The organism is Mitsuaria sp. MSU3D (assembly GCF_056867975.1).
This window is the reverse complement of sequence record NZ_CP200314.1, coordinates 3,682,492-3,702,380: the sequence shown is the minus strand read 5'-3', so window position 1 is coordinate 3,702,380 and position 19,889 is coordinate 3,682,492. Positions and strand designations below refer to the sequence as shown.

Here is a 19,889-nt window from a genome sequence, read left to right as displayed (position 1 = left end):
CAGACACTAGTTGCGCCATGAACCCCGCCTGGATCTCCCGACGTCTGCTGCTGAACGGCTTGGTCCTGCGCATCGAGGACGGGGAAGACGGGGGCACCGCCGTGCTGCGACGCGAGTCGCTGGACGTGGTGCGCTCGGCCGACGAGGTGGTCCGCGCGGCCCGGCGGGCGTGCGCGGGTCGACTGCGCGCCGCGCGCGAGCGCGCGCGCCGCTGGCGGCAACGGGCGCGCGATCAGTGCATGGACCGCCTCGCCCGCGAGGCGGCCGAACGGCAGCACCAGGCGCTGGCCGAGGCGTCGCGGATGGCGATCGCGCTGAACGATGAGCGTGAGCAATGGCTCGCCGCCGCCGACACCCTGCTGATCGAGATCGCGCATCAGGCGGCCCGCCGTCTGTTGCTCGACCTCCCCGCCGAGCAGCTGGCGCGATCCAGTGCGCGCCTGCTGCGCGACCAGTGGCGCGCGATGCGTGGGGAGGGCCAGTCCCAGCTGCGCGCGCACCCGGACGATCTCGCGTTCCTGCAGGACCTCGCGGCCGACGCCGGCTGGTCGCTGGCGCCCGACGCGCTGCTTGATCGCGGCCATTGCGTGCTCTCGCATCCCGCGGGCAGCCTGCACGCCCATTACGACGACAACGTCCACGCGTTGCTGGAGGCGCTGCCGGGCGCTCGCGCCGCGTCGACGCGCCTTCCGCCGTCCGCCCAGGACACCCCCTCACCGCTCACCCAGGAGACCCCCGCATGACCTCGATCACTTCCACATCACGCCAACTGAACAGCTCCCTGGCCAACACGAACCGCCTGTCGCAGGCCATGGAACGCATCGGCATCGATGACCTGCAGCGGGCGATCAAGATCAAGGGCCAGATGCAGGTGGAACTCTCGGTGCAGAAGGTCGAGATCCAGGAGACCCGCCAGTTCGAACGCAAGCTCCTCAACGAAGTGGTGAGATGAGACGCTCGGCAGCGCCGGCGGGATCCGGACTGCGCGCCGTCCTGTGCGCGCTGGTCCTGGCGGGGCCGTTCGGTCCCGCGCTCACCGAGGCTGTCGCGGTCGCGCCGTCCGCATGGCGCGACACGCTCTACAGCTATCGCGCCGATGAAGAGCAGTCGCTGGCGCAGGTCCTCGACCGCTTCTCGTCGACGCTGGGCCTGGAGGTGAAGCTGGCCGATCCCTCGCTGGGCAGGCGCAAGGTGCGCCTGGGCGGCAAGGGGGCGTCGCCCGCGGTGTTCCTCGACCGGCTTGCCGACGCGCAGGGGCTGGACTGGTTCGTCTACCGCGGCGTGCTGCATCTCTCGGCCCGGTCGACGGCCATGAGCGAGCGGATCTCCCTCGGTCCGCAGAGCCCGTCCGACGCCAAGGACGCCCTGATCGGCATCGGGCTCTTCGAGAGCCGGTTCGGTTGGGGCGAATTCGATTCCGACCCGCCCACCGTGCTGGTGTCTGGCCCCCCCGCCTATGTGAGCGAGGTGCGGCGGGTGCTCGCCGTTCCGCCCGAGAAGCCGCGCAAGGAACGTCCGCGGCTGATGGTGTTCCGCCTGAAGCATGCCTCCGCGGCCGACCGCGAGATGCGCACGCGCGATCGCAGCGTCACGCTGCCGGGCCTGGTCACCACGCTGAATCAGGTCCTGCCCAACTCCCGCACCCTCCAACTTCAGACGTCGCTCAAGGGCGGGCGCGGGACCGGCGGGACGTCCCTGACCTCCGGTACCGAGGACCCGTGGGCCGCGCTGGCGAGGGAACTCGCGGGCGGGGAGGGGCCGTCGGGTCCGTCGGGCGCGGCGGGCGCCGGATTGGCCGCGGCACTGGCGGCCGCACGCCTGCCGACGCCGTCGTCGACCGCCGGCGCCTCCGGGCGCGACGATGCGGCGGACGCGGCGTCGTCGGCGCTCGCGGCACCGGTCGCCGCCCGCAGGCACGCGGCGCGCGGCGGCGATCCGGACGAGCCCGAGGTCGTCCCGTCGATCGCCGCGTACACGCCGCTCAACGCGGTCCTGGTCTGGGACCTGCCGTCCCGTCGCGAGGAGTACCGCGAGCTCATCGACGCGCTCGATGTGCCCAGCCGTCTGATCGAGATCAACGTGACCATCCTCGACGTCAGCGCGGACGCCTTGCGTGACTGGTCGGTCGATCTCGCGGTCGGGTCCGGCGCGGCCCACGTGGCGATCGGCGCCGACGGCAAGCTCGGCGCGTCGCCCACGGACACCGGCGTCAAGGGATCGACGATGGTGCTCTGGGCGTCGAATCGTCTCGAGCTGCGCGTGCGCGCGCTGGAATCGCGCGGACAGGCGCAGGTGCTGTCGCGCCCGTCGGTCCTGACCCTGAACAACGTCGGGGCCCTGCTGGACATGAACCAGTCGGCCTACGTGAAGCTCGTCGGCGAACGCAGCACCGACCTGCGCACGGTCACCGCCGGCACCTTGCTCAAGGTCACGCCGAGCATCGTCGGCGACGGCACCGTCGGCGCGGACGACCAGGGCATCCGCGTCACCCTGGACATCGAGGACGGCCAGTTGACACGGGCCAGCAGCGACCAGGGCACGCCCAGCGTCGGCAACAGCGCGGTCAGCACCGAGGCCGTCGTGAAGCCCGGCGAATCGCTGGTCGTCGGCGGCTACCGTCGACAGGATCGCCAGGTGTCCAACTCGCGCGTGCCGGGCCTGTCGGCCATCCCGCTGATCGGCGCGCTGTTCCGCAGCGACAGCGCCGTGAACAGCGAGCGCGAGCGCCTCTTCATCCTGACGGCGCGCGCGCTGCCCTGACCGTCCTTCTTTCCTCCGTTCTTCTCACTCCCGAGTTCCGCCATGAGCACGATCACCTCCCGCCAAGGCCATGCCGCCTTTGAGTCCGGCCCGGAAACCAGCCTCCGCGACAAGGAAGCGATCCGACAGGGCGCCGCGCGCCAGCAGGCCTCGGATCGCTCGTCCGAGTCGATGGCGCGCGAGCAGGCGCAACTCGTCGAGCGGCGAGCCGCGGCTGCGGCTGCTGCCGCATTGGCCGCGGCCGTGGCCGCGTCGAACTCGGGCGGACTCGGCGCCAGCGCGGAGGAGATCACCTTCGGCACCAGCGAGCGGGCCGAGCTGGAAACGCACGACGAGTCCCGCGACGCGCGCGATCGCAGGGAGGAGCGCATCGAGGCCCTGATGCGCATCGACGCCATCCACGCGTTGATGAGGCAGATCGCGGGCGAGCAGGAGTTCGCATCGATCCGTCAACGCGCGGAGCGCTTCGCGAGGCTGTGGGCCGAGGGCAAGTCGCGGCAGGCGATGGACGAGCTGGACACCGACGCCTTCGCGGTCGCCGAGCGCCAGGCCTTGCTGACGCTCGCGCTGGACAAGCTGCCGCGCGGGGCGGATGCGGAGCCGCTGAACGCCCGGCTGCGCGAGCTGGATCTCGATGGCGACGGCGACGGGCGCGGCACCGTTCGGCGATTGATGCGGACGGCCGCGATGGCCGATGCTTCCGCGACCGCCAAGGGGGCGTTCGCGCCGGGCTCGCCCTTGCTGGCGGTCCTGCAGTCGCCGCCGACACCGAAGCTGGTCCTGGAGGCCGCCAGCGGTCTGGGCCGCGACGGCCTCCAGCGGCTGGAAGTCCTGGCCGTTCCCCGCCATCGCGTCGACGCGCGGCTCACGCGCGGCGGGGAAGTGTTCCTGTCCCTGACGCTGCTGCGGATGATCCAGCAGGTCCGCCAGGTGGAGCAGTCCGGCATCCGCATGATGCGGGCCGGCGCCGCCGGGCCCTGCCCCGGCGCCGACGATCCGGAGGAGGTTCGCAAGACGGCACGCTGGATCCTCGACACGACCCTGGCCCCCGCCCCTCAAGGCGCGATGGCCAGGATGGAGACCGTGTTCAAGGTCAAGCGCGAGGCGCTGTCGCGCGTGCGCCGCGAGATGCAACGCGAGCTGGACAAGTTGCCGGCGGGCGTGTGGCTCAACGGCGATACCAAGCAGATCGTGAGCACCGAGTTGAAGAACTTCAACAAGATCGACCTGGTGCAGCAGGGACGGCTGAATCGGAACGGGTTGACGCGTGACGTCCTTCGCGCCGCCTCCGCCGCCTGACAGGCCAGCAGATACAGGTGGCGAACCTCGGGCGACGGCCTGCGACTGACCGTCCATCATGCCTTTGCCATCTCCTCGAAGCGCCGTGCGCGGCGTTGCCCCTCCCCCCGCCGCGGACGCGCTCCTGTCACCGGCGCAGGCCCTGGCGAGGCAGATCGCCCCGCGCGGCGAACGGGCCGAGATCGTCGTCACCGCGCTGGTCGTGGCGGTGGTCTTCGCGCTGCTGCTCCCGGTTCCGACCTGGCTGCTGGACCTGCTGATCGCGATCAACCTCTGCGTGTCGGCCTTCCTGATCGTGCTGGTGATGCAGGTGAAGCAGACGACCGGCCTGTCGGCGTTCCCGTCGCTGTTCCTCGTCACCACGCTGTTCCGCGTCGCGCTCAGCGTGGCCAGCACGCGGCAGATCCTGCTCAACGCCGAAGCCGGCCACATCATCGCGGCCTTCGGCGAGATCGTCGTCGGCGGCAACCTGGTGGTCGGCCTCGTGGTGTTCCTGGTGCTGACCGTGGTGCAGTTCATCGTGATCACGAAGGGCTCCGAACGCGTGGCCGAGGTCGGCGCGCGCTTCTCGCTGGACGCGATGCCGGGCCGGCAGATGGCCATCGACATGGAACGCAAGGCGGGCGGCATCACGCAGGAAGAGGCCAAGACCCAGCGCGACGCGCTGACCGAGGAGAGCCAGTTCTTCGGCGCGATGGACGGCACGATGAAGTTCGCCAAGGGCGACGCCGTCGTCGGCATCGTCATCGTGCTGGTGAACCTGCTGGGCGGCCTGTCGGTGGGCGTGTTCCAGCGGGGCATTCCCGCGTCCGAGGCGCTGCAGGTCTACGCGATCCTGACCATCGGCGACGGGCTCGTGGCGCAGATCCCGGCCCTGCTGATGTCCATGACCGCCGGTCTGCTGGTCACGCGGGTGTCCAAGCCCACCGGCGGCCGGGCGATCGGCAACGAGCTGACCGCCCAGCTGCTGCACCAGCCCAAGGCCTGGGTCACGGCCAGCGGCGCGATGCTGGCCTTCGGGCTGCTGCCGGGCATGCCGCTGCTGGCCTTTGCCGGACTGGCGACGGGCTCCGCCACGGTCGGCCTGACGATGATGCATCGCAAGCTCAGGACGGAACGCGAGGAGACGCAGCAGCGCGAAGCGGCCGTGGAGGCGCTGCGCGACTTCGATCTCGTGCGCCCCTTCGCGCTGCGCGTCAGCAGCCGCATCGATCCCGAGCGCGCCCAGCGCGCGCTCAACCTCTGCCGGCAGGTCCGCAACCGCCTGGTGCGGCGCCTGGCGCTCGTGACCCCGGCGATCGACTTCGATGCCGACGTCGAGCTCGAGCACGCGGACATCGAGTTCTGCCACGGCGAAGTCCCGGTGTTCTCGATGTGGCTGCGGGAGGACCTGCGGACCTGCACCTGGACGCTCGGCGATCCGGCCGATCTGGGCCTGCCGCCGGAGCAGGTGGAGACGCGCGGCGGCACGGCCTGCGCGCCGCGCATCTGGCTGCCGGAGGCGGACGCGCTCGCGCTCGACCCGGTGCCGGCGGATCTGCGGGACTGCTGGCAACGCCTGGACGAACTCTGCGAGGAGACGCTGCTGCGCGTCGGTCCGATGTACTTCGGCATGGAGGAGACCCAGAAGATCACCGCCTGGTGCAGCCGCAAGACGCCGGAAGTGGCGAAGGAACTGGAACGCGCCGTGCCGCTCAGCCGGATGGCCGAGGTGCTGCGTCGCCTGCTCATGGAGAACGTCGGCATCCGCAACGTGCCGATCATCCTGAACGCCTTGATCGACTGGGGGCCGCGCGAGCGCGACCCGTCGGTGCTGACCGAATGCGTGCGCGCCGCGCTGCAGCGCGAGATCTGCGACGCCTACGCGGTGCGCAAGGAACTGCGGGCGCTCATGTTCGACAGCGAGCTCGAAGCCCAGGTCCGGGCCGCCATCCGCCAGACCGCCTATGGCGACTTCCTGGCGCTGGATGCCGACCTGACCGATGCCATCCTCGACGAGACCGCCGCCGCCTACCTGGCCGCCTGCGACGGCGGGCGTCCGGTCATGGTCTGCGCGCAGGACGTGCGACCGCATCTCCGCAAGCTGCTGGCCGATCGCATCCCGCCGCTGGGCGTGATCGGCATGTCCGAGCTGCCCCCGGACTTCCGCGTCAACGTGCGCGCCGTGATCAGCGTCCCCCTGGAGGGACGCGCCTTGCCGGAGATGTACTGACATGACGGCACCGGCCACGGTGGCGGACCTGCTGGAGCTGCGCGTCCTGAGCGGCCTGCAGTCCGGCGCGGCGCTGCCGCTAGAGGAGACCTTGACGGTCGGTCCCGGCGAGGACGCCGACCTGCTGCTGCTGGACGACGGCAGGGTGCCGGCGCAGCTGCGCGTGTGCCTGGCGCCGGACGGCCGCCTCGAACTGGAGGCGGTGGAGGAGGGCGTCGTGCTGGCGGGCGGGGTCGTGCTGGCGGGCGGTCAGACCGTGCCGCTGGCGCCCGCGCAGGCGTTCAGGACCGGCGACGTCTGGTTGACGGTCCGTGACGCGAGCGACCCCTGGGAGGCCTGGACGCCGCCGGCGATCGAGCCGCCCGCCATGGAACCGCCGGCCGTGGAACTGGCGGAGAACGCGCTGCCTGAGCCGGCGCTCCAGGTCCGCGGGCCTTCGGAGGATCCGGGCATGGTGGCGGACGTCCGGCCCGCCGGGACGGGCCGCCGGAACGCATCGCGCGTGCCGCGACCGATGCGGACCCTGGGCAGCCTGATCGTGGCGGCGGGGCTGCTGTCGACGATGCTGGGCGTGGCCGCGCTGGTCCGGCAGGTCCAGGAGAGCGAGGCGGCGATCGAGCCGGACGACGAGACCAGGAAGCGACGGTCCTCGACCACCGAGCCGAGGCAGAAGCGGCCGTCCGCCGACGGTCCCAAGCCTGGCGCGCCGGTGGCGGCGGATGTCGATGCGCGCACCGCGGCCGTGCCAGGCGATGCGTCACGCGAGGCCCCGGCCTCCCCGGCTGCGGCCGCGACGGTCGAGGCGACGTCCGGCACCACCGTCGACCGGCGCGGCGGACGGGGTCGGCTGCTGGTGAACATCCCGGGCGACGGCACCGTGGTCCTGCCTTTCGACATCCAGGAGGTGATGCTCGGGTCGGGCAGTCACGTGATGCTGACCGACGGTCGCAGGCTCGAACCCGGCGAGCGCGTCGGCGATTGGCGGCTGGCCGAGATCCGACCCGGCACGCTGGTCTTCGACGGTCCCCGCAAGGTGCAGATCGGATGGTGACGCCGCGCGAGATCGCCGCCCGCGAATCCACCGCCATTGCCGCCGCCATCGCCGCCGCGATGGCGGACGTCCCGCTGATCCGCCAGCTCGGCCAGGTGCATCGCGTGCTGGGCATGCTGATCGAAGGTACCGTGCCGGGCGCGAGCATCGGCGAACTCTGCGAGGTCTACCACCCCGCGTCGCCGGGCAGGATCTGGCGCTGCGAGGTCGTCGGCTTCACCGGCCCCCATGTGCTGCTGTCATCGCTGATGGCGCTGGAGGGCATCTCCGGCGGATGCGTGATCCGGCCGCTGCGCACCGTGCATCACGTCGCCGTGGGGCGGCCGCTGCTGGGGCGCATCCTCGACGGCTTCGGCCATCCGCTCGACGACGGTCCGCCGCTGCGCCCCGGCGAGGACGGGCTCGCCTGGCGCCCGGTGATCGCGGACGCGCCGCCCCCGGTCGAGCGATGGCGCATCAAGGACCGGTTTCCCACCGGCGTGCGCAGCCTCGATACCCTGCTGACGATCGGTCAGGGCCAACGGGTGGGCCTGTTCGCCGGTCCCGGTTGCGGCAAGACGACGCTGATGGCGGCCGTGGGTCGAGGCAGTCCGGCCGACGCGATCGTTGTCGGCCTGATCGGCGAACGCGGCCGCGAGGTCCGCGAGTTCACCGAGCATGAGTTCGACCCCGCGTTGATGGCGCGCACGGTGATCGTCTGCGCGACCTCGGACCGGACCTCGATCGAACGCGTGCGCGCCGCGTTCACCGCCACCGCCATCGCCGAGGGCCTGCGCGACCAGGGCCTGAACGTGCTGCTGATGGTGGACTCGCTGACCCGGCTGGCGCGCGCGCAGCGCGAGATCGGCCTGGCAGCGGGCGAGGCGCCCGCGCGCGCCGGCTTCCCGCCGTCGGTCTACGCCTTGCTGCCGCGGCTCATCGAGCGCGCGGGCAATGCCGCGGGCGGCTCCATCACCGCGATCTACACCGTCCTGCTGGAAGGAGAACTGCGCTCCGACCCGATCAGCGAGGAAGCGGTCTCGCTGCTGGACGGCCACATCGTGCTGTCGCGCAAGCTGGCCGAGCAGGGGCAGTACCCGGCCGTCGACGTGCTGGCCAGCCTGAGCCGCGTGATGTCCAACATCGTGCCCCGGGAGCACGGCCGCGCGGCCAACCGGATCCGGCAGGTGCTGTCCGGCTACCGCGACATGGAGCTGATGGTGCGTCTGGGCGAGTACCGGCCGGGCCTGGACCCGGAGACCGATCGCATCGTCTCGGACTATCCCAAGGTGATCGACTTCCTGCGCCAGGACACGCGCACGCCCGTCCCCTGGGAGGACAGCCTGTCCAGGCTGCATGCGCTGACCGCCGGCGCGGTGTGAGCGGACGATGGAGGCCGTCATGACGCCCGGCCGCCCCCCTGCCGACCGCCCTGACGATCGCTCCTCCGATCGCCCCTCCGATCGCCCCGCGCCGCGCCGGGCCCCGCATGAATTCGAGACGCCCGCACCACCTGACCCCCGGATTCCCGGCGTCCGTCGCATCGGCGCCCTGGCGAGCCGGCGGGCGACCCTGGCCGAGGCGGAACTGTTGCGGGCCCAGCGCGCCAGCGAAGCCGCCGCGGCGGCGCTGGCGGCGGCGGAGCAGGCCCTGAGCGATTGCATCGACGACGTGGCCGCGCAGCGCGCCGCGCTGCGGGCCGCCTGTCAGGCGGAACCCGGCGGCTCGCCCGTCCTGAAGCGGTGGCGTCACGCCGACCAGGCGCAACTGGATCGCGTGCCTCCCGCCCGACAGGCGGTGGCCGATCGTCAGCGCGAGTGCGATGCCGCCGAGCTGGCACTGGGCGAAGCGGCCGACCGGCATCGGGCCCTGGCGCGCCGCCGCGAGAAGTACGCGCTGCTCGAGGAGCAGCTCCGCGACGACGCCTGAGCCCGAACCCCCGCTGCCGACGCCGCGCCGCCCCGTCGCGGTGTCCTCACGTCAGATCCAGCATCTCCTGCCCGATCTCGTCGTCCACGGTCGCCAGGTCCAGGTGCAGTTCGTTGTCGCCGGCGCGCAAGGCGGGGCGAAGCAGCTCGGGCGCCTGCTTCTCGTACTCCTCGATGACGCGCAGCAGGAGCGCCACCGCGCGGAAGCTGTGCTCGGGCACCGGCTGCCCGACCTCGCCCGACGCGAGGAGGTAGCGCGCCAGGCCCACGTAACGCACGACCGGCACACCGTTCTCGCGCGCCTCGCGCCGCAGCGCGAGCGCTTCCTCGTCGCTGCGCTTGTCCAGGATCAGCGGCATCTCGGTCAGCTCGGGGTCGTAGAACAGGGAGACCGCCACGTGCTCCGGATTGACGACCACCGCGCTGGGCCGCTGCTGCGTCCCGGGGCTTTCGGACATGGCGATCTCCTTGGCGATCTGCTTGCGCGTGGCCTTGAGCAAGGGATCGCCTTCGTTCTGCTTGTGGTCGCGGCGGACCTCGCTGATGTCCATGCGCAGCTGGCGGAAGATCAGATAACGCTGGAGCAGGATGTCGGTGACGATCAGCAGCACCAGCACGACGATGCACTGGCGTTCCAGGCTCTTGAGCATGGCCAGCGACAGCGTCCAGCCCTGGGCGGCGTCGGCGCGGAAGGCCAGGGCGATGTCGGGCAGGCTGTCGCGGATCTTCAGCCAGGCGACCGTCAGCAGCGACAGGCTGCGCACCGGTCCGAGCACGGCCATCATGAGCTTCTGCCCGGACACCAGGCCCTTCAGGTTGTTGCCGGGGTTGAGCTTGTCGACGCCCTTGCCGAGCGCCTTCCCCGCGAAGTTGAACCGTGTCTGCGCCAGCGTGCCGAGCACGGCGACGAGCGCCGGCAGTACCGCCATCACCAGCAGCGCGACGAGGGCCGGGAAGAACGAGGCCCAGCTCATCGCCAGTCCCGCCTCGCCCGGACGCGCGGTCTGGCGCAGGGCGGCCTCTAGCATCGCGTCGACCAGGCCGCGCCACAGCGGCTCGGTGGCGAACGCCACTTCCGCCATCAGCAGCAGGCGCAGGATCTTGATCGAGTCCTGGCTGACGCCGAGCTGGCCGTCCTCGCGCGCCTGGCGTTTGCGGGACTCGGTCGGGGGGAGGTTCTTCTCGGACATCGGCCGCTCGTCGACCGGTCAGCGCGCCAGCGGCAGGGCCAGGCCGAGGGCGTCCAGGATCCCTTCCTGCCACCAGCGCAGCGCATCGTCCAGGATCTTGTCGAACAGCGGCGCCGCGATCAGCACCACGATGAACAGGGCCGAGATCGACTTCACCGCCATCGCCGACGCGTAGACGTCGAAGCCCTGCACGGCGGTGCTGGCGATGGCCAGCGCCAGCTCGACCATCAGCAGCAGCAGCAGGGCCGGCCCGGCGAGCAGCAGCGCCTGGGTCAGCGTGCCCGCCAGGGCCTGGAGCAGTCCGCGCTGGCGCGCCGCGTCGAGGGCCGGGAACAGGTCCAGCATCGGCCATTGCGCGTGGCTGACGGACAGGACCGTGAAGGTCGTCTGCAGCAGGCCTAGGTCCACCAGGAGCGCGATGAGTGCGCGTTCGGACAGCTCGCCCAGCAGGGTGGCGTCGGCCTGCAGCGCCGGATTGACCTGCTGGGCGGCGTTGGCGCCGCGCTGGTTGTCGATCAGGGTGCCCATGCCCCGCACGGCCCAGAAAGGGATGGCCGCCAGCATGCCGAGCAGACCGCCGATCAGGCCCTCCTTGAGCGTCAGGATCAGCAGCACCTCGGGCGACGGCGGCGAGACGGCGAACGCGGGCCAGACCTGGACGACCGCGGGCAGCGACAGCGCCAGGCAGAGCGCACCGCGCACCGTCGCGGTGGTCTGCTGGCGCGCCAGGAACGGCAGGAAGATGACCATGCCGCCCGCGCGCGCCACGGAGAGCGCCATGACCTGGGCGAACAGCAGCAGCGAGAGGGGCGAGTCGAGCGGCGAATCGAGCGGCGAAACGAGGGGCATGGCGGGCGGCGCGATCACATGGGCGAGATCACATGGGCGCGATCAGGCAGTCAAGGGCAACGTGACGGCGGCGGCGGGCGCGGCGCATGTCTCGATCGCGGCCGCGTGGTGTCGCGCCGCGCGCAGGCGTTCGATGCCCGCCTGGCGACGCCCCAGCCGGTCCATGTGGGCCAGCCAGGCGGGATCGTCGAGGCGGCAGCCCCACACCTCGAGATCGAAGCGGAGTCCGCCGTAGTCGACGACGGCGGGCATCAACGCCCAGCGCTCGAGCCGGCAGGCGCGGACCAGGGAGAGACTGCGGCGGTTGCTGCCGAGGATCCAGCAGGTGACGGTGTCGAAGCCGTAGCGGCGGCATTCCTTGAAGACGCCGCGGACCATGCGCATCGCGATGCCGCTGCCCTGCCAATCCTCGGCCACGTAGAGCCAGAGGTCGCCAGCGCTGCGGCACGCGCCGGCCCCCCAGGCGATCGTGCGCAGATGGGCCCAGGCGACCGGCACGCGAGGCGCGTCGGCGCCAGGGTCGCCATGGCCGTCGTCGGTCGGGACCGGCGCCGTCATCACCCAGACCGGCCACCCCTTGTGGCGGCTGTGCGCCAGGAGCGCCAGCATCGCCTCTTCGTTGCCGTTCTCCAGCGTCGGCGAATGGCCGCCGCCGCCGACGGACTCGTTGTAGATGCGGATCAGGTCGCCCGCGTCGGCGGGCCGGGCCGGACGCCAGTGCAGCGTCGCGGTGTCGCGCGCTGCGGCGCGGGGCGGAGTGGCAGTCGTCATGGTGGTGTGGCGAAGGTGTCGGGCGCGGCGGCGCCGGTGCGCCAGATGCGCCAGGCCTGCCGTCGCAACGCGGCGGCGGAGTCGGGAATGCGCGGCGCCAGCGCGGCCTCGCGCAGGAGGTCGGGGGCGCAGCGCAGGCGCAACCTCGACCAGGCGCCGGGCAGGGCGTCCTCGATCAGGCGGCCCATCAGCGGCAGCGCCCAGCGACGCAGCGCAAGGTCCGAGGCGTCCGTCGGCGGCGGGGCGCCTTCGGGACGCAAGGGCCGCGCCTTGGCCTGGCGCAGCGCATCGCGCCACATCGTCGCGTCGCCGCGCTGCGGGGAGAACAGATCGGCCAGATCGCGGTGCGCGCCGGCCAGGCAATGGCTCGCGTGGGCGACCCGGCCCAGGGCCAGGGCGGCCCGGTCCAGCGCGTCGCTGTCCAAGGGCAGATGCGCCGGCAAGGCCGCGAGACGCTCCAGCGGCAGCGGTGCCTCCGCATCGATGCCGAAGCGGCCGCAGAACCAGCGATAGGCGAGTCGCAGCGACGGGCCCGGTGAGCGGAAGCGCGCGAGCCAGTGCGCGGTCGCGCGGCAGGCGTCGCCGCCCGACGGATCGTCCAGCCAGCCGGGGTGCATCCGGTGCCAGGGCTCGTACCAGAGCTCCAGCCAACCGGCCTGCGAGGCGGGAGGACACGCGAGGGCGTCCCCGTCGCGCGGTGCGGCCCGGGCCGTCATGGCGCCGGGGAACCGGTGAGCGGGTCCGTGCCGTCGAGACCGAGCGGATCGTCGTCCGCGGCGGCCGGCATCGGGCCGGGGTGTCGCCGTCGTTGCCAGAACCACCAGCCCGCCGGCGCGCCGACGCCCAGGACCACGGCCAGGCCGCCGGTGATCCAGCCCGCCATGGCGCTCATGAGACCGGCGCCGTCGCCCCGTGCGGCCGCCGGCGCCGTCGCGATCACCTCGGCCGGCACGAACACGACCGCCACCTTCTCCGGGGAGTCGGCCAGGCCGGGGATGCTGGACACCACCAGCTTGCGGATGCGCGGTTCGTAGGCGGCGGTGTTCCAGCCCGCCACGTGCTTGATCAGGATGGAGCAGGACGACGGCAGCACCGGTTCGCCGGGGACGACCCGCTCCGGCAGCACGGGGTGGACCCGCGCGAGCACCACGCCGTCGATCTGGGACAGCGTGCTCTCCAGTTCCTGGGCCAGCGCCGAGAGCAGGCGGGCGCGTTCCTCGGTCGGCGTCGAGATCATGCCGTCCTTCTTGAAGACGTCCCCCATGCGCGCGAGCGGACTGCGCGGCAGCCCGGCCGCCTGCAGGACGGCCACCGCCGTGGCGAATCGATCCTGCGGCACGCGCACGGCGAACAGCTGCTTGCCGACGGCCGCCTTGGCGGCATCGACACCGTGGCGGTCGAGTTCCGCGGTGACCTCGTTGGCGTCCCGCTCGTTCAAGCCGGTATAGAGGTCGATCGAGCCGGAGCAGCCCGCGAGCATCGCCGCCAGCCACATCGACGCGACGAGAAGGCGTCCGACCGACCTCATCAGGCGGCCGTCGCGACTTCTTTGATCGTGGATCCGATCTTGCCGAGCGCCTTGGCGACCAGCGTGGACCGGTAGTCGAGTTCCTGCATCTGCTGCGCGATCAGGGGCGCGATGCTGGCGTCGCCGGTGCGTCGCATCCGGTCCTGCAGGTGGTCCAGCCGGGCCTTGGACTCGTCCACCGAAGCCACCAGGCGCGCCATGGCCTGGGGGTCGCGCGCCCGGTCGAGCGCGGGCGACAGCGGGCCCTGGATGCGGGCCACCTGGGCCACGGCTTCGGCGAACCGGGTGCCGGCCGCGGAGGGGGCGGGACGACCGCCGAGGGCGTCGACGCTGCGCCCGGGTTGGAGGGGGATCGTCATGTCGCTTCCCGGTTCAGTCCTGGTGCATGGCCTGATCGAGGTCGATCAGCACGATGCGCTTGGCGGTTTCCAGCAGGTCCTGCATGAACGGCGTTTCCGCCGGCAGGGCGCTGAAGCTCGATTCGATGGTCTGGTGCAGTTCGCTGCCTTCGGCCAGGCCCATCTGGACCGCGGTCTTGTACAGCGACATCGCGCGAGCCATCGTGGCGACCTCATCGTCGGCGGCGTCCGGCGAGGCGATGGCCATCACGGCGGGATCGGGCTCGATCTCGCCGAGACCTTCTTCCCTGGCCAGGTCGAACGCCGACTGCATGTCGAAGTCCGAGGGGGTGCGGTCCTGCGCGGAACGGATGGCCTGCACGATGCGGCCGGTGGCCTGGTCGAGGACGCGTTCCTCGTGTTCATCGGGCGGCGTGGACTGGCCGGCGAAGGCGGTCCAGGTGCCGGCGCTCGTGGGCGCGGCAAAGATGTCGGGATGGCTGTCCATGAAGGCGGCGATGCAGGCGCGCTTCTCCAGGACGTGAGCCGGTACGGGGGCCTGTTCGGCTGCGGGAGCAAGATCGATCATGGCGTTGGCGGATGAAAAGCGGCGCCGTGCGCCGCGGGAGCGGGCGGCGCCGCGCGGCGCCGCCCAGCGGGGAGGTCGACGACTGAACCGTTACCAGCCGAAGCCTCGGCCGAAGCCGCCGCCGAAGCCGCGGAAGCAGTTCGCCATGTTGGCGGCGCAGCTGCCCATGAACGAGCCGCAGAAGCCGGACGCGAAGTCCATGCCGCGGCCGAAGAAGCCGCGCTGGCTGGTCATGGCGCCTTGTTGTCGCATGCCGTCGTTGAGGCCCCTCTGATAGGCCAGTTCCTGTTTCACTGCGTGGATTTCTCCGGACATAAAAGTTCCTTCTTTCTTGATGTTTAAGGGGGGTAGAGCGAGCGCGTCTGGCGCTCGCGAGGGAGACGTCAGCGCATGCTGACCTTGTCGATGAGGGCGATCTGGGCGTTGGCCATTTCGATGCGCATGCCGGTCTTGGCGTTTGCCAATTGCTGCTGCGACTTCATCTGCTGCAGTTCCCCGGCTTCCGCTGCGTTTTCGTCGCTTTGGAACTGGCTCGATTGGGATTGCATCTGCTGATTGGCAAAGTTGCCGTAGTCATAATTCGAGGGCATTGAATTCCTTTCAAAGGCGCGCGCGGCGCTGAAACGATCAGTAGGGGCGACGGAAAGCGGAGTTCGCGGGGCGGGAGGACCCTGGGCAACCCGATGTGAGGTTCCGGGGATAATCCGCGCGCTTTTTTGTGTGTGGACCCCCCACGCGTTTGCATCCCCGCATTCCCAAGGCCCGCTGCCATGCTCCTGACCCTGGTCATCCTCTACCTGCTTGTCACCATCGCGATCGGCCTGTGGGCCGCCAAGCGGGTGAAGAACACGGCGGACTTCGCCATTGCCGGGCGACACCTGCCCTTGGTGATGATCATCACGACGACGTTCGCGACGTGGTTCGGCTCCGAGACCGTGCTGGGCATCCCGGCCAAGTTCGTGCAGACGGGGCTGAACGGCGTCGTGGAGGACCCGTTCGGGGCCGGGTCGTGCCTGATCCTGGTGGGCCTGTTCTTCGCGGCCAAGCTCTACAGGATGACGCTGCTGACGATCAGCGACTACTACCGCGAGCGCTACGGCCGCGTGGTCGAGGTGGTCTGCAGCTTCATCATCATCCTGTCCTACCTCGGCTGGGTCGCGGCGCAGGTGACGGCGCTGGGCCTGGTGTTCAAGCTGCTGTCGGGCGGCGCGATCAGCATCCCCGTGGGCATGATGATCGGCACCGCGTCCATCCTGGCCTACACGCTGTTCGGCGGCATGTGGTCGGTGGCCGTGACCGACTTCATCCAGATGATCATCCTGGTGGTCGGCCTGTCCATCATTGCCTGGTTCGCCGCCGACATGGCCGGCGGCGCCGACAAGGTCATCACGCTGGCCAGCAGCCAGGACATGTTCCGCTTCCTGCCTGAGCCGAGCTTCCACGACATCGTGTTCTTCCTCGGCGCGGCCGTGACGATGATGCTGGGCTCGATCCCGCAGCAGGACGTGTTCCAGCGCGTGATGTCGGCCAAGGACATCAAGGCCGCGACGCGCGGTCCGGTCATCGGCGGCATCTGCTACATCCTGTTCGCCTTCGTGCCGATGTTCATCGTCGTCAGCGCGCTGATCATCATGCCGGAGGCCGCCAAGCAGCTGATCGCCGAGGACCCGCAGCAGGTCATCCCGCGCCTGGTGATGGACCGCATGCCCTTCATCATGCAGGTGATCTTCTTCGGCGCGCTGCTGTCGGCGCTGAAGTCGACCGCCTCGGCCACGCTGCTGGCGCCGTCGGTGACCTTCGTCGAGAACATCTGGCGCCAGTTCTTCCCGCGCGTCTCGGACAAGCAGGAACTGCGCACGATGCGCATCGCGGTGCTGCTGTTCTCGGTCTGCGTCTGCGGCTACGCGATCGCGCTGCAGGGCACCTCGATCTACGAGATGGTCTCCAGCGCCTACCAGGTCACCCTGGTCGGCGCCTTCGTCCCGCTGGTCTTCGGCCTGTACTGGCAGCGCGCGACGACGCAGGGCGCCATCTTCGCGATCGTGCTGGGCGTGATCACCTGGCTGCTGTTCCTCGTGACGCCCGCGGGCGAGCAGTTCCCGGCGCAACTGGCGGGCCTGCTGGCGGGCATCGTCGGCATGCTGGTCGGGTCGCTGGGGCCGCAGGCGATCCGGGATTCCCACGGATCGCACCACCGCCTGGCCGGCGGAGCCTGAGCCCGGCGAGCGGGCAGCCAGAGGGCAGCCAGAGGGCAGCCAGAGGGCAGCATGAGGGCAGCATGAGTCGGGCGTCGGCGGCGCCCTCTATATAATTTCGGGTTTTTGACCCGGTAGTCCCCACAACATGCCGATCTACGCTTACCGCTGCGGCGCCTGCGGCCACGCCAAAGACGTGCTGCAGAAGCTGTCCGACGCCCCGCTGACCGTCTGCCCCGCCTGTGGCGCGGAGAGCTTCTCGAAGCAGGTGACCGCCGCCGGTTTCCAGTTGAAGGGATCCGGCTGGTACGCGACCGACTTCCGGGGCGGCTCGACCGCGGCCGCGGCAACGTCCGCCGCCGCGCCGGCCGCCGGTGCCGAAGGCGCGTCGACGTCGGGCGGTGCTTCCGCCGCCGCGTCCGAGTCGTCCTCCGGCTCGGCGACGTCGTCGGGCACGGCCTGCGGCGGCTCCTGCGCCTGCCACTGAGATCGAGGCCCGGACCCAGGCATGCGCAAGTACATCATCACCGGCCTGCTGGTCTGGCTCCCGCTCGCGATCACCGTCTGGGTGCTCCTCTGGGTGCTCGGCATGATCGACGGCGTCTTCATGTGGCTGCTGTCGGCCGTCGGCGCGGTGCTGCCGCTGGCCGCCCAGGAATCGCTCAAGCAGCTGCACGACATCCCCGGCCTGGGGGTGGTCGTCATGGTCGCGCTGCTGATGCTGACCGGCATGTTCGTCGCGAACATCTTCGGCCAGTGGTGGCTGCGCCAGTGGGACCGGCTGCTCTACAAGATCCCCATCGTCAAGAGCATCTACAGCTCGGTCAAGCAGGTCTCGGACACGCTGTTCTCGTCCAGCGGCAACGCCTTCCGCGAGGCGGTGCTGGTGCCGTATCCGCACCAGGGCTCCTGGACCATCGCCTTCGTCACCGGCACGCCGCGCGGCGAGGTCGCCCAGCAGCTGGGCACGCTCAGCGGCGCCGAGGCCGACGAGCACGTGGCGCTGTACGTGCCCACGACGCCCAACCCGACCTCGGGCTTCTTCCTGATGATGCCCCGGGCGCAGTTGCGGCCTTTGGCGATGAGCGTGGACGAAGCGCTCAAATACATCATCTCGATGGGCGTCGTCGCTCCTCAAGGGGATCCCGCGATCGTCCTGCCGAGCGAAGCCACCCGAAATTGACCGGGCTGAGCGCCCCGGCAAGCGCTCAGTCCTGAGGGTCCGCAGGACCCCGCCAGCGCCCCTTTGAATCGCTGGCCGCGCCCGTCGTCGAGCCCCGTGCCGACAACGTCTTGAAGGCGCGCCGCCAGCCCCGCCCCGAACACTGAAGAATTTCCGGAGAACCCCCATGCGTACCTGCTATGCCGGCCAAGTCAGCGAGAAGCTGCTGGACCAGACCGTGACCCTGATGGGCTGGGCCCATCGCAGCCGCGACCACGGCGGCGTCATCTTCATCGAACTGCGCGACCGCGAAGGCCTCGTGCAGGTCGTCTGCGACCCCGACCGCCCCGAGATGTTCAAGGTGGCCGAAAGCGTGCGCAGCGAGTTCTGCATCAAGGTCGTCGGCAAGGTGCGCGCGCGCCCGGCCGACAAGCAGAACGCCAACGTCGCCAGCGGCAAGGTCGAAGTCCTGTGCCATGAGCTGGAAGTGCTGAACCCGTCGGTGACGCCGGCCTTCCCGCTGGACGACGAGAACATCTCCGAGACCACGCGCCTGACGCACCGCGTGCTGGACCTGCGCCGCCCGTACATGCAGAACAACCTGATGCTGCGCTACCGCGTGGCGATGGAAGCGCGCAAGTTCCTGGACGAGCACGGCTTCGTCGACATCGAGACGCCGATGCTCACGAAGAGCACCCCGGAAGGCGCGCGCGACTACCTGGTCCCGTCGCGTGTCCATGACGGCATGTTCTTCGCGCTGCCGCAGTCGCCGCAGCTGTTCAAGCAGCTGCTGATGGTGGCGGGCTTCGACCGCTACTACCAGATCACGAAGTGCTTCCGCGACGAGGACCTGCGCGCCGACCGCCAGCCCGAGTTCACGCAGATCGACATCGAGACCTCGTTCCTGGGCGAGGAAGAGATCCGCGCGATGTTCGAGGGCATGATCCGCCACGTCTTCCGCAAGGCGCTGAATGTCGAGCTGGGCGACTACCCGGTGATGAAGTACGCCGAGGCGATGCACCGCTTCGGCTCCGACAAGCCGGACCTGCGCGTCAAGCTCGAGTTCACCGAGCTGACCGACGTGATGGGCGACGTCGACTTCAAGGTCTTCTCCGGTCCGGCCACGACGCCCGGCGGTCGCGTGGTCGCGCTGCGCGTGCCCGGCGGCGCCCAGATGAGCCGCGGCGAGATCGACAGCTACACCGAGTTCGTCAAGATCTACGGCGCCAAGGGCCTGGCCTGGATCAAGGTCAACGAGACGGCCAAGGGCCGCGAGGGCCTGCAGTCGCCGATCGTGAAGAACCTGCACGACAAGGCGGTCGCGGACATCCTGTCGCGCACCGGCGCGCAGGACGGCGACCTGATCTTCTTCGGCGCGGACAAGGCCAAGGTCGTCAACGACGCGATCGGCGGGCTGCGCCTGAAGATCGGTCACAGCGAGTTCGGCAAGACCAGCGGCCTGTTCGAGGACAAGTGGGCGCCGCTGTGGGTCGTCGACTTCCCGATGTTCGAGGAAGACGAGGAGAACAAGCGCTGGGCCGCCGTGCACCACCCGTTCACCGCGCCGAAGGACGGCCACGAGGACCTGATGGTCACGGACCCGGGCAAGTGCGTGGCCAAGGCCTATGACATGGTGCTCAACGGCTGGGAGCTGGGCGGCGGTTCGGTGCGGATCCACAAGGCCGACGTGCAGGCCAAGGTCTTCGAGGCGCTCAACATCAGCCCCGAGGAACAGCGCGTGAAGTTCGGCTTCCTGCTGGACGCGCTGCAGTACGGCGCGCCGCCGCACGGTGGCCTGGCCTTCGGCCTGGACCGCCTGGTGACGCTGATGACCAAGGCCGAGTCGATCCGCGACGTGATCGCGTTCCCGAAGACGCAGCGCGCGCAGTGCCTGCTGACCGGCGCGCCGTCCTTCGTCGACGAGAAGCAGCTGCGCGAGCTGCACATCCGCCTGCGCAACCCGGGCGCCGCGACGGCCTGACGATCGCCCACCGGTGGCGCTGAAGGCGCCGCCGCACGAAGCACAACGCCCCGAGGC

21 protein-coding genes are annotated in these 19,889 nt (G+C 70.6%); 12 read left to right on the top strand and 9 right to left on the bottom strand.

Annotation, left to right across the window (positions count from 1 at the left end; genetic code table 11):
• The first annotated feature begins 17 nt into the window (after positions 1-17).
• From AC1VNM_RS16195 to AC1VNM_RS16160, 8 genes are all read left to right on the top strand, one after another.
• Positions 18-743 (top strand): FliH/SctL family protein, encoded by a 726-nt coding sequence (locus tag AC1VNM_RS16195; protein ID WP_483107580.1) that lies wholly within the window; start codon positions 18-20, stop codon positions 741-743.
• The gene (locus AC1VNM_RS16190; protein ID WP_483107579.1) at positions 740-952 is read left to right on the top strand and encodes a hypothetical protein; all 213 of its coding nucleotides are present in this window, start codon (positions 740-742) and stop codon (positions 950-952) included. The genes AC1VNM_RS16195 and AC1VNM_RS16190 overlap by 4 nt, the downstream gene beginning before the upstream one ends.
• On the top strand, positions 949-2,760 hold the full coding sequence (gene sctC, locus AC1VNM_RS16185) for a type III secretion system outer membrane ring subunit SctC (RefSeq protein WP_483107578.1): 1,812 nt from the start codon (positions 949-951) through the stop codon (positions 2,758-2,760). Before AC1VNM_RS16190 ends, sctC begins: the two co-directional genes overlap by 4 nt.
• 42 nt (positions 2,761-2,802) lie before the next feature.
• Positions 2,803-4,059: a hypothetical protein gene (locus tag AC1VNM_RS16180; RefSeq protein ID WP_483107577.1), complete on the top strand. Its 1,257-nt coding sequence runs from the start codon at positions 2,803-2,805 to the stop codon at positions 4,057-4,059.
• An 85-nt stretch (positions 4,060-4,144) separates the two neighbouring features.
• On the top strand, positions 4,145-6,271 hold the full coding sequence (locus tag AC1VNM_RS16175; protein WP_483107576.1) for an FHIPEP family type III secretion protein: 2,127 nt from the start codon (positions 4,145-4,147) through the stop codon (positions 6,269-6,271).
• 1 nt (position 6,272) lies between these two features.
• Positions 6,273-7,322: a hypothetical protein gene (locus AC1VNM_RS16170; RefSeq protein WP_483107575.1), complete on the top strand. Its 1,050-nt coding sequence runs from the start codon at positions 6,273-6,275 to the stop codon at positions 7,320-7,322.
• Positions 7,316-8,683 carry a FliI/YscN family ATPase gene (locus tag AC1VNM_RS16165; RefSeq protein WP_483107574.1) on the top strand — a complete coding sequence of 456 codons (1,368 nt, stop codon included), beginning with the start codon at positions 7,316-7,318 and terminating at the stop codon, positions 8,681-8,683. Before AC1VNM_RS16170 ends, AC1VNM_RS16165 begins: the two co-directional genes overlap by 7 nt.
• 19 nt (positions 8,684-8,702) lie before the next feature.
• Positions 8,703-9,230: a hypothetical protein gene (locus AC1VNM_RS16160; RefSeq protein WP_483107573.1), complete on the top strand. Its 528-nt coding sequence runs from the start codon at positions 8,703-8,705 to the stop codon at positions 9,228-9,230.
• Between the two features lie 46 nt (positions 9,231-9,276).
• Here AC1VNM_RS16160 and AC1VNM_RS16155 read toward each other — a convergent pair whose 3' ends face one another.
• The 9 genes from AC1VNM_RS16155 to AC1VNM_RS16115 all read right to left on the bottom strand — a co-directional run bounded on the left by AC1VNM_RS16155 (position 9,277) and on the right by AC1VNM_RS16115 (position 15,084).
• Complete coding sequence (locus tag AC1VNM_RS16155) at positions 9,277-10,419, bottom strand: EscU/YscU/HrcU family type III secretion system export apparatus switch protein (protein WP_483107572.1); 1,143 nt, start codon at positions 10,417-10,419, stop codon at positions 9,277-9,279.
• A gap of 18 nt (positions 10,420-10,437) precedes the next feature.
• Positions 10,438-11,268 carry an EscT/YscT/HrcT family type III secretion system export apparatus protein gene (locus AC1VNM_RS16150; RefSeq protein WP_483107571.1) on the bottom strand — a complete coding sequence of 277 codons (831 nt, stop codon included), beginning with the start codon at positions 11,266-11,268 and terminating at the stop codon, positions 10,438-10,440.
• Between the two features lie 42 nt (positions 11,269-11,310).
• Entirely contained in the window at positions 11,311-12,039 is a 729-nt protein-coding gene (locus AC1VNM_RS16145) for a GNAT family N-acetyltransferase (RefSeq protein WP_483107570.1), read from the bottom strand.
• Positions 12,036-12,755, bottom strand: a complete 720-nt coding sequence (locus AC1VNM_RS16140; protein ID WP_483107569.1) for a hypothetical protein — start codon at positions 12,753-12,755, stop codon at positions 12,036-12,038. The genes AC1VNM_RS16145 and AC1VNM_RS16140 overlap by 4 nt, the downstream gene beginning before the upstream one ends.
• Positions 12,752-13,567, bottom strand: coding sequence for a type III secretion system inner membrane ring lipoprotein SctJ (sctJ, locus tag AC1VNM_RS16135; RefSeq protein ID WP_483107568.1), 816 nt, complete (start codon positions 13,565-13,567; stop codon positions 12,752-12,754). Before sctJ ends, AC1VNM_RS16140 begins: the two co-directional genes overlap by 4 nt.
• The gene (locus AC1VNM_RS16130) at positions 13,567-13,926 is read right to left on the bottom strand and encodes a hypothetical protein (protein WP_483107567.1); all 360 of its coding nucleotides are present in this window, start codon (positions 13,924-13,926) and stop codon (positions 13,567-13,569) included. Before AC1VNM_RS16130 ends, sctJ begins: the two co-directional genes overlap by 1 nt.
• A 13-nt stretch (positions 13,927-13,939) precedes the next feature.
• Positions 13,940-14,494: a hypothetical protein gene (locus AC1VNM_RS16125; RefSeq protein WP_483107566.1), complete on the bottom strand. Its 555-nt coding sequence runs from the start codon at positions 14,492-14,494 to the stop codon at positions 13,940-13,942.
• Between the two features lie 90 nt (positions 14,495-14,584).
• Positions 14,585-14,728, bottom strand: a complete 144-nt coding sequence (locus tag AC1VNM_RS16120; RefSeq protein ID WP_483107565.1) for a hypothetical protein — start codon at positions 14,726-14,728, stop codon at positions 14,585-14,587.
• A gap of 149 nt (positions 14,729-14,877) precedes the next feature.
• Positions 14,878-15,084 (bottom strand): hypothetical protein, encoded by a 207-nt coding sequence (locus AC1VNM_RS16115; RefSeq protein ID WP_377160952.1) that lies wholly within the window; start codon positions 15,082-15,084, stop codon positions 14,878-14,880.
• 180 nt (positions 15,085-15,264) lie between these two features.
• Here AC1VNM_RS16115 and AC1VNM_RS16110 point away from each other — a divergent pair, with 180 nt between their 5' ends.
• The 4 genes from AC1VNM_RS16110 to aspS all read left to right on the top strand — a co-directional run bounded on the left by AC1VNM_RS16110 (position 15,265) and on the right by aspS (position 19,832).
• Entirely contained in the window at positions 15,265-16,710 is a 1,446-nt protein-coding gene (locus AC1VNM_RS16110) for a high affinity choline transporter 1 (protein WP_377160954.1), read from the top strand.
• A gap of 127 nt (positions 16,711-16,837) precedes the next feature.
• Positions 16,838-17,176: an FmdB family zinc ribbon protein gene (locus AC1VNM_RS16105; protein WP_483107564.1), complete on the top strand. Its 339-nt coding sequence runs from the start codon at positions 16,838-16,840 to the stop codon at positions 17,174-17,176.
• Positions 17,177-17,197: 21 nt separating this feature from the next.
• On the top strand, positions 17,198-17,872 hold the full coding sequence (locus AC1VNM_RS16100) for a DUF502 domain-containing protein (RefSeq protein WP_377160958.1): 675 nt from the start codon (positions 17,198-17,200) through the stop codon (positions 17,870-17,872).
• A 166-nt stretch (positions 17,873-18,038) separates the two neighbouring features.
• Positions 18,039-19,832 carry an aspartate--tRNA ligase gene (gene aspS / locus AC1VNM_RS16095; RefSeq protein ID WP_377160960.1) on the top strand — a complete coding sequence of 598 codons (1,794 nt, stop codon included), beginning with the start codon at positions 18,039-18,041 and terminating at the stop codon, positions 19,830-19,832.
• Positions 19,833-19,889: the final 57 nt, after the last annotated feature.